Annotated in this window: 12 protein-coding genes; 8 read left to right on the plus strand and 4 right to left on the minus strand. The window is 60.7% G+C overall.

What is annotated here, in order from left to right:
• Positions 1-28 precede the first annotated feature (28 nt).
• A complete protein-coding gene (gene pta, locus RLO149_RS03875; RefSeq protein ID WP_013960755.1) occupies positions 29-1027 on the plus strand; it encodes a phosphate acetyltransferase in 999 nt (332 codons plus the stop codon).
• Between the two features lie 8 nt (positions 1028-1035).
• Here the strand turns inward: pta and RLO149_RS03880 are convergent, their stop codons facing one another.
• Entirely contained in the window at positions 1036-1704 is a 669-nt protein-coding gene (locus RLO149_RS03880; RefSeq protein ID WP_013960756.1) for a TetR/AcrR family transcriptional regulator, read from the minus strand.
• Between the two features lie 137 nt (positions 1705-1841).
• Between RLO149_RS03880 and RLO149_RS03885 the strand changes: the two genes are divergently transcribed.
• Genes RLO149_RS03885 through RLO149_RS03900 form a run of 4 tightly spaced genes read left to right on the plus strand, consistent with a single transcriptional unit; the run spans position 1842 to position 5135 of the window.
• On the plus strand, positions 1842-2342 hold the full coding sequence (locus RLO149_RS03885) for a YkgB family protein (RefSeq protein ID WP_013960757.1): 501 nt from the start codon (positions 1842-1844) through the stop codon (positions 2340-2342).
• Positions 2343-2393: 51 nt separating this feature from the next.
• Positions 2394-2666 carry a glutaredoxin 3 gene (gene grxC, locus RLO149_RS03890; protein ID WP_013960758.1) on the plus strand — a complete coding sequence of 91 codons (273 nt, stop codon included), beginning with the start codon at positions 2394-2396 and terminating at the stop codon, positions 2664-2666.
• Between the two features lie 30 nt (positions 2667-2696).
• Positions 2697-4154: a dihydrolipoyl dehydrogenase gene (locus RLO149_RS03895; protein ID WP_013960759.1), complete on the plus strand. Its 1458-nt coding sequence runs from the start codon at positions 2697-2699 to the stop codon at positions 4152-4154.
• A 15-nt stretch (positions 4155-4169) separates the two neighbouring features.
• Positions 4170-5135: a YeeE/YedE thiosulfate transporter family protein gene (locus RLO149_RS03900; RefSeq protein ID WP_013960760.1), complete on the plus strand. Its 966-nt coding sequence runs from the start codon at positions 4170-4172 to the stop codon at positions 5133-5135.
• 66 nt (positions 5136-5201) lie between these two features.
• Here the strand turns inward: RLO149_RS03900 and torT are convergent, their stop codons facing one another.
• Entirely contained in the window at positions 5202-6212 is a 1011-nt protein-coding gene (torT, locus tag RLO149_RS03905; RefSeq protein ID WP_148264303.1) for a TMAO reductase system periplasmic protein TorT, read from the minus strand.
• Between torT and RLO149_RS03910 the strand changes: the two genes are divergently transcribed.
• A complete protein-coding gene (locus tag RLO149_RS03910; protein WP_013960762.1) occupies positions 6190-8970 on the plus strand; it encodes an ATP-binding protein in 2781 nt (926 codons plus the stop codon). The two genes, torT and RLO149_RS03910, sit on opposite strands and share 23 nt — an antisense overlap.
• On the opposite strand, the gene RLO149_RS03915 is transcribed toward RLO149_RS03910, so the two are convergent.
• A complete protein-coding gene (locus RLO149_RS03915; RefSeq protein WP_013960763.1) occupies positions 8943-9647 on the minus strand; it encodes a response regulator in 705 nt (234 codons plus the stop codon). The genes RLO149_RS03910 and RLO149_RS03915 overlap by 28 nt on opposite strands.
• 116 nt (positions 9648-9763) lie before the next feature.
• Here RLO149_RS03915 and RLO149_RS03920 point away from each other — a divergent pair, with 116 nt between their 5' ends.
• Both RLO149_RS03920 and RLO149_RS03925 read left to right on the plus strand, forming a co-directional pair.
• Positions 9764-12436, plus strand: coding sequence for a molybdopterin-dependent oxidoreductase (locus RLO149_RS03920; RefSeq protein ID WP_013960764.1), 2673 nt, complete (start codon positions 9764-9766; stop codon positions 12434-12436).
• Positions 12437-12591: 155 nt separating this feature from the next.
• Complete coding sequence (locus tag RLO149_RS03925; RefSeq protein ID WP_013960765.1) at positions 12592-12906, plus strand: carboxymuconolactone decarboxylase family protein; 315 nt, start codon at positions 12592-12594, stop codon at positions 12904-12906.
• A gap of 98 nt (positions 12907-13004) precedes the next feature.
• On the opposite strand, the gene RLO149_RS03930 is transcribed toward RLO149_RS03925, so the two are convergent.
• On the minus strand, positions 13005-13958 hold the full coding sequence (locus RLO149_RS03930) for a DMT family transporter (protein ID WP_013960766.1): 954 nt from the start codon (positions 13956-13958) through the stop codon (positions 13005-13007).
• Positions 13959-13983 lie beyond the last annotated feature (25 nt).

The following is a 13983-nucleotide window of genomic DNA, read 5'->3' on the forward strand; positions in this document are numbered from 1 at the left end:
CAGGTCTCGCATTTTTCGGAGCATCGACATGACACCGCTACAGCAAATTATGGACAACGCTGTCCGCCTGAACCGCAAGATCGTTCTGAGCGAAGGGGAAGACCCGCGCGTGATTGAAGCGGCCATACGAGCGCGGCAACAGCAGATCGCGCGGATCGTTCTGGTCGGGGATAGCGACAGGATTGTCTCCGCTCTCACGCAAGCGGGTGCCGACGATCTGGATGGTATCGAAATCCAGGACCCTGCAAATAGTGCGCATCTGGCCGAGATGACAAATACCTATTACACGCTGAGACAACACAAAGGGGTGACACCAGAGATTGCGGCGCAAACTGTGCAGAACCCGCATGTGTTTGCCGCTTTGATGGTTCGGCTTGGGCATGCCGATGGGACGCTCGGCGGTGCTGTGACCGCCACCGCTGAAATCGTGCGTACGGCAATTCAGGTGATCGGCACCGCGCCGGATGCCAAGATGGTGTCGAGTTTCTTTCTGATGTTGCTGAACCAGGACCACCATCCGAAACAGGGTGTGCTGGTCTTTTCTGATGCGGGTTTGGTGATTGAGCCGAATGCTTCGGAAATGGCCCAGATTGCTGCAGCGTCAGCAGTGTCATTTTCCAAACTTATGGGTGAAACCGCAAAAGTCGCAATGCTGTCGTTCTCAACCAAGGGAAGTGCGGGCGGTGAGAAAGTGTCCAAAGTCGTCGAAGCGACCGCTTTGCTGCGCGACATGGCGCCTGATTTGATCGTGGACGGGGAATTGCAATTCGATGCAGCCTTTGTTCCCGAGGTCGCCGCCGCCAAGGCGCCGGGGTCTGCGGTCGAAGGGGAGGCGAATGTCTTCATCTTCCCAAATCTGGATGCTGGTAACATCGCCTATAAGGTTGCCCAACGGATTGGGCGCGCGCGGGCGGTCGGACCTGTCTTGCAGGGCCTTGCGCAACCAGCCAACGATTTGTCGCGGGGCTGCACGGCGGATGACATCTTTGACATGACTGCCGTGACAGCGGTGCAATCCGGGCGTTGACGTCTCCTTTATAGTGGCCCCCGATTAGGGTCGGCGCTTAGCGTCCGCAATCCCCCCAAGTGTGCTTTGGGGAGGGTTCGTAAAGCCGGCTTGTTGCGCAAGATTTCCATGACGGCGTTTTTTGCGGGTTTGAGGGTTTCTAGGGTTTTGGCGGATCGGGCCATGATGCGCAGGCCGGAGTAGACGGTGAGGATCAGTTGCGCCTGTTGGTCGCGCGCATTCTGGGCCATGTCCGGGCGTGCCTGTGACAGGGCATGGACGATGGCGCGGCGCATCTTGTCATAGCCTGTGCGCACGAGGGTTGCCGTTTGCGCGTCCAGCGCGGCGCGATCCGCGGAGGCGTTGCACAGGAAACAGCCGCGGCTGTCGGCGTGATCGCCCAGGGCCGTGAGCGGCGCGCTGAGAAACGCATCGATCCGCGCCAGCGGGGCCGTGTCAGGCGCGCGCAGGATGCGCACCGCCCCCTCCACCACCCGGGCGTCGTAATGCGCAAGCGCCTTGAGATACATCGACTGCTTGTTGCCAAACGCCGCATAAAGGCTCGCCTTGCCCAGCCCCGTGGCCTTTGTGATGTCGCTCAGCCCCGTCGCCTCATAGCCGTGTTCCCAGAACAGATGCATGATTTTCGACAGGGTCTCATCGGGGTCAAATTCCCTCGGGCGTCCGGGTTGCTGCATGTGTCATTGTCCTCGCGAAGCTGTGAATGGATAGTTATTGACCGATCAGTCCGTAATCTGTAGGTGTTGGCCATCGGCACTGACGCCGCACAGCTTTACCTAAATAAAGACCATTCGGTCAAGAAAGGAAACACACCATGACACATGTAACAGACACCCCCGCCGCCGCCGTGAACCTCGCCGATCTGGGCGACACCGTGGCGAATGCGGGCACCCATGCGATCCGCTTTTCCAGCGCGATTGTGCTGGGCTGGATCGGGGCGATGAAATTCACCGCCTATGAAGCGGGCGCCATCGAGGGTCTGGTCGCCTCCAGCCCGCTGACCAGCTGGCTCTATTCGGTGTTTTCGCTGCAGGGGGCGTCGAACCTGATCGGATCCGCCGAGATCGCGATTGCCCTGCTGCTGGTGGTGGGCGCGAAGTTTCCCAAGGTGGCGCTGCTGGGGGCCCTGGGCGCGCTGGCGACCTTCTTTGTGACGGCCAGCTTCCTGTTCACCGCGCCGGTGAGCGAGCCGAGCCTTGGCGGCTTTCCCGCGCTGTCGGTCGTGCCGGGCCAGTTCTTGCTGAAAGACATCGTCCTGCTGGCCGCTGCGCTGTTTTTGTCCGGTGACGCCCTGCGCCGCATCGCCCGCAACTGACCCGCCACAGCCCCCGTCAATGCGGCGGGGGCACAGACCCGGAGACACCCCATGCCCCCTGAAATCACACTCTACACCAAGGGCTATTGCCCCCATTGCAAAGCCGCCCGCGCCCTGCTGGCCGCAAAAGGCGTGCGCTTCGTGAACCACGACATCGACATCACCCCCGCGCGGCGCCGCGAAATGATCGCCCGCGCCGGCGGGCGCACCACCGTGCCGCAAATCTTCATCGCAGATTTCCACGTCGGCGGAAACAGCGACCTCACAGCCCTCAACACATCAGGCACCCTCGATGCTCTGCTCAAAAACAAACAAACAGCGTGAAGTCGACACTTGTCACAAAGGACCAAAACAATGAGCGAATACGACGTAGATGTTGCAATCCTCGGCGCTGGCACGGCCGGAATGGCTGCTTACCGCGAGGCCGCAAGGCAAACCGACAGGATCGCCCTGATTGACGGAGGTCCTTTGGGAACAACCTGCGCTAGGGTCGGGTGCATGCCCTCCAAACTGCTGATTGCGGCGGCAGATGCCGCGCATGAAGCGCGCCATACCGCGAAATTCGGCGTTCATGCAGGCGATGTAACAGTCGACGGCGTGGCCGTGATGCACCGGCTGCGCACAGAACGCGACCGCTTCGTGGGCTTCGTCAAGGAAGCCGTGGATGAATTCAAGGACGATCACCTGATCCGCCAGAATGCGCGGTTTGTTGATGATCACACCTTGGAACTGGCCGATGGCACCCGGCTGAGCGCCCGCACGGTGATCATTGCGACAGGCTCTCGCCCCGCAGTGCCGTCCCCTTTCGAGGTCGCAGGGGATCGGTTGATCATCAACGATGATGTGTTTGACTGGCAGGATTTGCCCCGCTCGGTTGCCGTCTTTGGCGCAGGTGTGATCGGGCTGGAACTGGGTCAGGCGCTGTCGCGTCTGGGCGTGCGGGTGCATCTCTTCGGGATGGGCAATGCCGTCGGCCCGCTGAGCGATCCGGATCTGGTGGCCTATGCCCGTGACACATTCGGGGCCGAGTTCGCCGCGCATTTTGATGCTGAGACGAAAATCACGCGCGACGGTGACGCGGTCGTGGTGCAGTGGCGCAACCGCAATGATGCCAGTGACACAGGTGAAGAGCGGTTCGATTTCCTGCTGGCCGCAACGGGGCGTCGGCCCAACCTTGACCGGATCGGGTTGGAAAACACCTCGCTGGTGCTGAATGCGCGCGGCACGCCAGATATTGACCCGCAGTCCATGCAGGCACGAACCAAGAGCGACACGGGTGCACCGATCTTTGTGACCGGCGATGCCGCTGTTGATCTGCCGCTGTTGCACGAAGCTGCGGATGAAGGCCGGATCGCAGGCGAGAATGCCGCCCGGTATCCCGAAGTTTATCGCCGTGTGCGTCGCACGGGCCTCGGCGTGGTGTTTTCTGATCCACAGATCGCGATTGCCGGTCGCGGCCACAAGGCGTTGTCAGAGGCGGGTATCGATTTCGCCTATGGTGAGGTTTCCTTTGAGGATCAGGGCCGCGCGCGTGTCATTGGCAAGGACAAGGGTTTGCTGCGTGTCTACGGGGATCGCGAAACCGGGCTGTTGCTCGGGGCCGAGATCATAGGCCCGGCGGCGGAGCATCTGGGTCATCTTCTGGCCTGGACCATCGAGAGCAAACTGACCGTTGCTGAGGTTTTGCAGCGCCCGTTCTATCACCCCGTGATCGAAGAGGGCCTGCGCACCGCGCTGCGTAACCTCGCCGCCACATTGGATTTTGGTCCCAATCCGCCGTTGCGCTGCATCGATTGCGGGCCGGGCGGCTGATAGAAACATCTGAACATGACTGTCCTTCTCACCCCATTTTTGCTGATGCTTGCATTTTGTGTCGGCTATGCAATCCGGCGCGGCAGTATCTGTGCGGTTGCCGCAACGCAGTCGCTGATTGTTGAACGCCGCAGCAGACGCTTTCGCGCCTTTGGCGTGGCGGCGGCAGGGGCGGGGGCTGTGATTATCCCGCTGCACTGGCTGTTTCCGGCCAGTGCGACGCTCTCCGCCGGATATCCTGTCACGTTGCAGGTGCTCTTGGCGGGCGTTGCTTTCGGGTTGGGCGCGCGGATCAACCGGGCCTGCGCCCTTGGCACGCTGGCGCATCTGACGGGCGGCAACCTTGTCTATGGGCTGACGATAGTTGGGATGGTCGCAGGCGCGACTGCGATTGCGTCCGTCGGTAGTGCCAGCGAAAGCGACGCGGTCCTGCGTGTTTCCCCCCTCGAAATACCGACCGTTGGGGCGGTTTCGATCTGGGGCGTGCTGGTTGTGGTCCTGATCGTGGCGCTTTATCGACGCGCGCCACGTTGGTTGCGCAATCTGCGCGATCCGGCACCGTCGCGGATGGGGCCTTATCGCGCGATGCTGGTGGTCGGTGTTTGTGGTGGCCTGCTTTATGCATTGGCAGGCAGTTGGACGTATATGAGCGTCCTGTCACACCGTGCCGAACGTCTCGTTGACCCGACCCTCAATTTCGATGGTTTGCCCGTGGTAATGTGTGCGATGACCGTCGCGATCGGCGGGCTGATGGCCGCGTGGCGATACAGTGACTTTGATCTGCGCTTTCCGCCCCTGATGGCCAGTGCGCGGTGTCTGGTCGGAGGGGCCATCATGGGGGCATCGGCAGCAGTCATCCCCGGAGGCAACGGCACAATGCTGATCCACGGCCTGCCGTCACTGGCCCCCCACGCCATCGCGGCATACGCTGCGATGACCCTGACGTTATGTCTGTCGTTTCTGATCTGGCGTGAGACATAAGTGGCAGGGGTGGAAAGGGTGATCCCGCAGGCGCGCCCCACCTCGAAAGGGTAGTTTCCAGCGGCGCTATTGAAGTGCCGGAAAGTAATCCGCGGGCGACATGCGAATATCGTGCAGATTGTCGGCATTGCGCGTCAAAACCACGATTTCTGGCCCGGTCGCCTCGAAAGATCGCACAGGCTCAGATGTCGCCTGCCGGATCGCCATTTGGGCTTGCAACATTGGGTCGTCAAAGGACGCAGCCAGCACGCTGCCATTCATCAGGCCGCGTTTGATCGTGTGGTTGACATAGGTTGCCATGAGAATGGGTTTGTCCGCATCGGATCGGGTTGCCAGCAAACCAATCGCAGCCTCTATGGCGGGTGCGCTCGCGATCAGATAGCTGGCATCGGGATGGCGCTCCAGCGCAAGTTCGCTCAGCGCAAGCTGTTGGCGCAGGCCGGTATCCGCGCCCAGCACGTCCACTATGGTGACAGCGCTGTCGGCAAGCCCGTCGCGCAGTCCGGCTTCCAGTGGTCCCGTCCAGCCAGCCTCGGGGGGGCCGGTGACAAGAACCGCAGTCTGGGCGGACGAGCCCGCCGGGTGCAGCGCGCTGAGGTGACGGCCCAAAACATAACCCATGTCGCGCCAGTCCACACCGACATGACCGGCCAGCGCATCGCTGTGCACTTCGTTGACCAGCCCAAAGACAGGGACCGTCTGTGCCGCCTGTTCAATGGCATTTGTCAGCTCGACATGATCGGATGCCACCGCACCGATGATAATCGCGTTGACCCCGCGTTTGACGCAGGCGTCAAGCTGGTCGATCTGTACGGCAGGGTCGCCGTACCCACCTGCCTCAAAGAACAGAAGGTCTGCGTTGTTGCGCTGTGCTTCCTGCTCAAGACCAAAACCGACACTGAGCCAGTACTCATCCTTGAAATGGGGAACCAATACGCAAAACAATTGGCGCATTTCAGCTTTTGGCGACGTCGGGAGGACCGACAGGCCAACCCCGAGCGCAAAGCTGAAAGCGGCGATTGTGCCGGTCAGGGCAGCCCCGTAGTGTCTGAACATGCGACGAACGAGCTTTGACACGCGACTGATCCAAATCCTGAGCGCTCTTGCGGCCTTGTCCATTATGGTGGGCCTGGCTGCGATTGGCGTCAACCGCTATCTGGTGCGCACACAGGACGCCCTTATTCAAAACAACCTGCCCGCGATAGAACTGGCAAGCCGAATTGGCGCGTCCACCGAAGTGGTTGGATCGCTTGCTGCGGCCTTTGTTCAGGCCGACACCAGCGCAGACCTGGAGCAGATCGCCACCGCCCTGCAGAGGACGGTCCTTGATATCGAAAACGGAGCGCAAGCGCTGGCTGAACTGAGCGGGCCTGCGGCCGAGGTCATGCAGGGGGTGAACGCAAATGACATCGTCGTCCGGATGACGGCCAACGGGCACGATGAATTGCGGCTTGAGGATCAAATCCAACGCATGGTGAGTGCAGTTGCACAGGATGGTGCGCGCCTTGATGCCCTCATCGAAGCCGAGACCGACCTTGCCCGCTTGCGGGTGACCGCAGGTATCGCAGATCTCTACGCAACCCCTGACATCGACCCGCGCCCGGCGCTGGATGCATTGGCAGATCGCTACTTCTTTGCCTTTGAACGGCTGACGGAACTGGCGCGGATGGTGGACGCTTTGCGATTGCAGTTTCAGCAAGTGCCAAGGCTGACACTGTTGGAAGATGTGCAAATGGCGCATGATCAACTTGAAACGGGCCTCACCCTCGCACTGCGCCGCGTCGCCTTTCTGCCGTCACCGCGCGCGGCGCAGGAAGCCGGCATGCTGCTGGAACAGCAAAAAAGGGCGCTGCAAACAGGTGGCTTGATCGATCTGTCGCAAGAAAAGATCAGGCTGCGGACGTCGATCACGCAAGACAGCGCGTTGCTGCAGCGCACCATCACAGAGCTTTCCCAAAGGGCACGGCAAGCGCGTGATGCGGTTCAGGCGGCGGGGCTTGCGCAGATTGCACAGGCGCGGCAGCGCGCTTCGCTGATGCTTTTCGGGCTGCTGTTGCTCGTTGCCAGCGCGATCATTGCAGGGGTGTTTTTGTGGCTATACGCCCGCAGGCAACTGATTGCGCGGCTTGGTAATGTTTCACGTCGGATCGTTGCGGTGGCGGGGGCGGATTACGGTGCACCGGTTGCGATCAGCGGCCACGACGAAATCGGACGCCTTGAGAAGGCCCTGAACATCCTGCGCCGCCGCGCGATTGATGCCGCAAAGTTGCGCGATAGTCTGGAGGACGCCGTCATCGCGCGCACCGGCGATGTAGTCAGCGAAATGCAAGCCTCGGATGCAGCGCGCGCCGCAGCCGAAGCGGCAAACCGCAGCAAGACCGAGTTTCTGGCCCGGATGAGCCATGAAATCCGCACACCCTTGAACGGCATCATCGGAATGCTCGATCTGTTGGAAGCAGATACGCAGGATGCGGACCGCAAGGCGCGCACCGCCACTGCGCTTAAATCAGCGCGCGAATTGCTGGATATCACCAACGACATTCTCGCCTTCTCCAGCAATGAAGATATTGCAAACAGGGGCACTCCGGTGCATTTCGATCTGCGTGAACTGGTTGGGCAATTGGGTCATCAATTGCAGTCCCTTGCGGCGAAAAAGGGGTTGGAAGCGGGCGTGGACCTGTCGGACCCGGCACCGCTGGTTGTGTTGGGGGATGTGGTGAAGATCCGACAGATCGTCGGGAATCTGATGTCTAACGCGGTAAAGTATACCAAGCGCGGGACGGTCACGCTCATTGTGGATCATGCCATGGATGCGCATTCGGGGCAGCTCGTGCTCAGCTTTACGGTGGCGGATACCGGTGTTGGCATGACCCGCGAGGCGATTGAGCATGCCTTTGATGCCTATATGCGTGCCGATGCGGCCAAACGCGCCGGGATCGAAGGATTGGGCCTCGGCCTTGCCATTTCGCGCACGCTTACCCAAGCGCTCGGCGGCGCGCTCAGCATCGAAAGCGAGATTGGCCTTGGCAGCCGCTTTACCCTGACCGTGCCAGTGATGCGCGGGGATCCAGCACGTATTGCAAAAGATGAGACGCCATCAAGCGACCTGCTTTTGCGACGCGATGTGCTGGTCATTGATGACCATGGGGTCAATCTGATGGTCGCGCGTGGCTATCTGGAACGGCTGGGATGTCGCGTGACCGAAGCCGACAGCGGCACCGCCGGGTTGCAGGCCTGCAGTGCAGGGCGCTTTGATCTGGTCCTGATCGACCTTGATCTGCCTGACATGAGCGGCGCAGATGTGGCTGCCGCGCTTGCGCAACAGGAAAACACGCCCTTGCTGGTGGCACTCACCGCGCATTTGATCGAGGATACGCCCGAAAACCGGGCGATGCTGGGCGTTGCGCGCATCTTGTCCAAACCAATCTCGCCCCGTGCGCTGGCCGAGGTGCTGGCCGTCAGCACGTTGGATGGAACACCCCCTGATTTCGAGGGTGTTTTGGAAAGCCTGCGCAGCGATGTTTCTGACCTCGGGGCGCAGACCACCGGGCAGATCGTGGCAGAGTTTCTGGATGACTTGCCACGCGCTGTTTGCGTGATCCTCGACGCGGCTTCGGAGGATCAGCGCAAACACGCACACAGGCTCAAAGGGGCTGCCGCGAATTTTCACCTCGAAGCATTTTGCGCCGTTTTGGCCCGTATCGAAGCCGCAGAAAGTGGCGCAGACGACGATCTGCGCACCCTGTTGAACAAGACAGCACAGGATGCGAAATCCATGCTGGACAAGGCCGCCCGAGAGGCGGGGCTTCAGACCGATTTCGGATCAACAAAATGATACCCCCGTCCGTGCTCGGTCAGGATCCATTCCGGGTGGGCGGGGTCGTGTTCCAGCTTCTTGCGCAGGCGTCCGACGACCACATCGATCATCCGGTCGTTTGAGCGCATTGCTTTGCGACCCATCATTTCGGCAAGCCGCGTCCGGCTGAGCGTCTGACCGGGATGATCGGCAAGCGCGCTCATGACGTCGAATTCCTGCTTGGTCAGCGTCTCGGTCCGGGCCGCAGACACCAGCCGGCGCCGGATGCGGTCGAAACACCAGGGGCCGAATTCCTCCACCTGATCCGAACTTTGCGGCGCTTGTCCGATATCGGCAATACGGGCCATAAGGTTCTTGACCCGTGCGGCCAGTTCGCGCTTGTCAAAGGGCTTGGTCACATAGTCATCCGCGCCCATTTCGAGACCGACGATCTTGTCCACCTGATCGTCGCGCGCCGTCAGCAGAATGATCCCTACCCGCGATTTACTGCGTTGCTCGCGGGTGATGGTCAGCCCGTCTTTGCCCTCCAGATTGATGTCGATCAGCAAAAGTTCGGCGGGATCAGCACTGAGGATTTCGTCCATTTCCGTGGCGTTTTCGGCCTGACTGACGCGGTATCCCTGCTCTTTCAAATAGGCCGCCAGTCGCATTCGTGTTGTGCGGTCGTCTTCTACGATGAGGATGTGTTGGGGCATGGCGCAACTGTTACATTTCTTTACATCTTCGAACAACCCGGTTTGCGCCGGATCAACACCTGTGGGTGTGCATTGTAATAGTGTGGTGCCAAATCAACCTGTCACAGGAGGCACGCATGTCAATTACGCAACCAACCCGACGCAGCTTTTTACAAGGCGGTGCAGCTGCATTCGGCGCAACAAGTCTGATGGGCACAACGGCGCTCGCGGCACTTGATCCGAACTCTTTTGACGGGCGCGTGTTTCACGCAACGCACTACGGCCCGTTTGAGGGAGTTGTGCGCGACGGCAAGCTGGTCGGCCTCAACACCATCATGGACATTGACGCCCGCCCGACCGAGATGCTGACCACGGGGGTGATGGACCGGACCTATGACAAGTCGCGCATCAACTATCCGATGGTGCGCAAATCCTATCTCGACGGCTGGGAAACCGGCGACATCAAGCCCGAATTGCGCGGCAAGGAAGAATACGTGCGCGTCGATTGGGACACCGCATGGAGCTTGACGGCCAAGGCGCTGCTGGACACGGCCACAAACCACGGCAACGAGGCGATCTTCAGCTCCTCCTATGGTGGGTGGTCCAACGCGGGCACCTTCCGCCCCAACGTGCTGCAGGGCCGGTTGATGAACCTGATCGGGGGCTGCACCGTGACCGCTGGCGACTGGTCGGCGGGGGCCTCGCAGGTCGCGCTGCCCCATATCATCGGCGACATGGAAGTCTATTCGACCCAATCTGCCTGGGAGACCATCCGCGATCACTGCGAGGTCTTTGTGCTGGTGGGGTGTGACCCGATCAAGAACAACCGGGTGGAGTACCGCGTGGCAGACCATGGCATGTATGCGCATTGGGAAACCATCCGCGATTCTGGCGTGAAGTTCATCTCGATCAACCCGCAGAAAACCGCCTCTGACGCCTATCTGGATGCCGAATGGGTCCAGATCGTGCCCAACACCGATGTGGCGCTGTTTTGTGCCATGGCCAACCACGTGCTGGCCGAGGGAATTGAGGAGCGCGCCTATATGGAGAAATACACGGTCGGGTCTGACAAGTGGATCGCCTACCTGAAAGGCGAGACCGATGGCGTCGAGAAAACACCGGAATGGGCCGCTGGCATCACTGGCATTGACGCCGCGAAAATCCGCGAGATGGCGGAGCTTTTTGCCAAATCCAACACCAATATCGCCGGGGCATGGGCGCTGCAACGGGCGCAACACGGTGAGATGACCCATTGGGCGATCATCAACTTTGCCGCGCTGACCGGCAAGATCGGCAAGCCCGGTTGTGGTGTGGGCTTCAGCTGGCACTATGGCAATGGCGGCATGCCCGCTTCGGGCAAATCCAACCCGGCGGGCCTGTCGCAGGGGCGGAATTTTGTCAAGACCGTCTGCCCGGCGAGCCGCATCACCGACATGCTGGAAAACCCGGGCAAGGAAGTGTTCTACAACGGCAACACCCACACCTACCCAGATGTGAAAGTCGTCTTCAACGCGGGCAACAACTTCATGAGCCACCAGCAGGATACCAACCGGCTGATCCGTGCGCTGCACAAGGTGGAAACCGTGGTCAGCGTGGATGTCTGGTGGACCGCTGCAACACGCTGGTGTGACATCGTTCTGCCTGCGGCCTCGACGCTGGAACAGGATGATATCTCCTCCGGCGGGACCTATTCCAACGACAAGGTCTACGCGATGAAAAAGATGATCGAGCCCGTGGGTGAAAGCCTGCCGGACTACGAGATCTTTGAAGGGCTGGCCGATACGCTGGGTCTGTGGGCGCAGTTCACCGATGGCGAAGACAAGATGTACCACGTCAAAGCTGCTTATGAGAAATCCAGCGCAGCGGCGCACACGCCGTTCGACGCGTTCTGGGAAAAGGGCTTTGCCCGTCAGGAGGTGCCGGAAGAGGCGCGCAAATGGACCCGTCACGGGGAATTCTTCAACGATCCCGAAGGCGCGCCACTGCACACATCCTCAGGCAAGATCGAGATGTTCTGCGAGGATTTTGCCAAGCTCGATATCGACGACATGCCGGGCATGCCGATCTGGATGGAAAAGCACGAATACCTCGGCAACGCCAAAGAGGGCCAGTTGCACGTCGTGTCGCCACACCCGTGGTTCCGCCTGCACAGCCAGATGGACCAGTCGGAAAACCTGCGCGCGCTTTACAAGGTGCAGGGGCGTGAACCGGTGCGGATCAACACGGAAGATGCCGCCGCGCGCGGGATCGAGGATGGCGATCTGGTCGAGCTTTACAACGACCGGGGCACGGTGATTGCGGGCGCTGTTGTCAGCGACGAGATCATGCCCGGCGTCGTATCGATCTACGAGGGCGCGTGGCCGCAGCTGGACAGCAAGGGGCGGTGCAACTCGGGTCTGGTGAATTTCCTGACCTCGACACAGCGCTCGTCCGGCGTGGCGCAGGCAACGACTGCGAATACCACCCTGTGTTCAATGCGCAAATGCGAGGATCCGGAGGGGCCGAACCTGGCCTATGAGAAACCCGCGATCCTTGAGGACTACGACTATGCCGCGATTGATTATGACAAGATCGGTGTTGATCGCCTCTATGAGCTGACCGAAAAGCTCTATGCGGATATGGGCCCGGGCGAGAAGATCTACTTCGAGCGCTGCACGGTCTGCCACGCCCCGCGCGAAGTGACCCACTTCACCCAGCAGCAGTGGAAAGGCATCACCCCATCCATGTTCCCGCGCGCAGGTCTGGACGAAGCCGAGGCGGCCTTGGTGACAGAATACCTCATGCAAAACGCCTCGGACGCACCAAAGTGAACGCATGTGCAAAACAAGACTGGAGGCTGGTTTGTCCAGCCCCCGCCAAAGGCGCGTCGATCCTGACGCGCTGCCATAGGCGCAAGCAACACAGGGCCAGCAGTTTAAACAGACTTGTGGGACGGCCGACAGAATAATTTGAAAGGAAGAAAAAGATGAGCAACGATCTACCCGGCGCGGCAGGAAATCTCGCCGCCGCCCACCCGGAGATCTGGGACGCCTATGCCAGTCTGGGTGCCGCCACCGCCAGTGCCGGCGGGCTGAGCGCGCGCGAACGGCGCTTGGTCAAACTGGCCCTTGCCATCGGTGCGGGGTCCGAAGGTGCGGTGCATTCGCATGCGCGCCGGGGTCTCGCAGAGGACATTGGCCAGCAGGACCTGCATCAGGTTGCTCTTTTGGCCATCGGGCCTTTGGGCTTGCCGCGCGCGGTTGCGGCGGGCACGTGGATTTCGGACGTCACCGAAGCCTGAACCATGCCTTGAACCGGGCGCTGCGATGCGCAGCCCGGTTCAAGGTCAGGTTGGCCACGCCCGATGCGACAGAGGGGCTACCGTTAGGGCCGACCCCTTTAGCGTTCCGCGCGTTTGCGGCGGGGTGCTGCGGTGTCTGACTGTCCTTCGCGGTGAAAGATATAGATGCCCGAGCCAAGGATGATTGCCACGCCGATCCACGTCAGCGTGTCCGGGAAATCGCCAAACACAAGAAACCCGAGGGCCGTGGCGGTTACGATTTCCAGATACTGAAACGGCGCCAGGGCGGTTGCGTCTGCGGATCGGTATGCTTCGGCGATCAGCACAAAGGATGTGGCCGCAACCACGCCAGCGCAGAGGATCAGCAGCCATGTCGCGGTGTCACTGGCGGCAGGTACGAACGCCGTCATGCCCGTCGCGCCCAGACCGGCAGACAGTAGGATCAGGCCAAGCCCGGCATAGATCGTCGTGCCACATTGAACGGTCAGGCCGGAACGGGTCACGGTTGCTTTCTTGAGCACGATCATGTTGAGCGCATAGGCAGAGGCGGAGATCAGCGGCAGCAAGGTTGCCCAGCCATAGACGTCAAAACCGGGACGGATCACGATCATCGCGCCAATCAACCCGACACCGACGGCGGCAAGGCGGCGCGGCCCGGCGGTTTCCCCCAGAAGGAACGCGGCAAGAATGGTCAGGATCAGCGGCTCCACAAAGAAGATCGCAAGTGCCGTCGTGATTGGCATCACCGCAAAAGCGCTGATCAGGCTGGTCAGCGACACGATCAGCAGCACCCCCGACAGCGCCACAACAGGCGAGAACATCGCCCCGCGCAGACGGTGCCGCAGAAGATAGGCGACCGGCACCAGAAACAGCGCCTGCGCCAGAATACGGCAGAGCGTGACACCGACCGGGTTCAGTGTCTCACTGATCAGTTTCGCAAATGTATCCCCCACGGGAAGCAGCAGCATTGCCACGATCATGCAGATCATCCCGGTATTGGGTTTGGCAGGTGCGGCAATGTGGAGACCGGGCAGGGACGGGTTCTGGAACATCTTGGGACCTCAACAATCACTTCGG

It is taken from the genome of Roseobacter litoralis Och 149, from assembly GCF_000154785.2.
GTDB classification, from domain to species: domain Bacteria; phylum Pseudomonadota; class Alphaproteobacteria; order Rhodobacterales; family Rhodobacteraceae; genus Roseobacter; species Roseobacter litoralis.

What these genes read in the sequence shown, in the direction of transcription:
- pta (WP_013960755.1), top strand. Translation starts at nt 29, where the DNA reads ATGACACCGCTACAGCAAATTATGGACAACGCTGTCCGCCTGAACCGC.
- RLO149_RS03880 (WP_013960756.1), bottom strand. Translation starts at nt 1,704, where the DNA reads ATGCAGCAACCCGGACGCCCGAGGGAATTTGACCCCGATGAGACCCTG.
- RLO149_RS03885 (WP_013960757.1), top strand. Translation starts at nt 1,842, where the DNA reads ATGACACATGTAACAGACACCCCCGCCGCCGCCGTGAACCTCGCCGAT.
- grxC (WP_013960758.1), top strand. Translation starts at nt 2,394, where the DNA reads ATGCCCCCTGAAATCACACTCTACACCAAGGGCTATTGCCCCCATTGC.
- RLO149_RS03895 (WP_013960759.1), top strand. Translation starts at nt 2,697, where the DNA reads ATGAGCGAATACGACGTAGATGTTGCAATCCTCGGCGCTGGCACGGCC.
- RLO149_RS03900 (WP_013960760.1), top strand. Translation starts at nt 4,170, where the DNA reads ATGACTGTCCTTCTCACCCCATTTTTGCTGATGCTTGCATTTTGTGTC.
- RLO149_RS03910 (WP_013960762.1), top strand. Translation starts at nt 6,190, where the DNA reads ATGCGACGAACGAGCTTTGACACGCGACTGATCCAAATCCTGAGCGCT.
- RLO149_RS03915 (WP_013960763.1), bottom strand. Translation starts at nt 9,647, where the DNA reads ATGCCCCAACACATCCTCATCGTAGAAGACGACCGCACAACACGAATG.
- RLO149_RS03920 (WP_013960764.1), top strand. Translation starts at nt 9,764, where the DNA reads ATGTCAATTACGCAACCAACCCGACGCAGCTTTTTACAAGGCGGTGCA.
- RLO149_RS03925 (WP_013960765.1), top strand. Translation starts at nt 12,592, where the DNA reads ATGAGCAACGATCTACCCGGCGCGGCAGGAAATCTCGCCGCCGCCCAC.
- RLO149_RS03930 (WP_013960766.1), bottom strand. Translation starts at nt 13,958, where the DNA reads ATGTTCCAGAACCCGTCCCTGCCCGGTCTCCACATTGCCGCACCTGCC.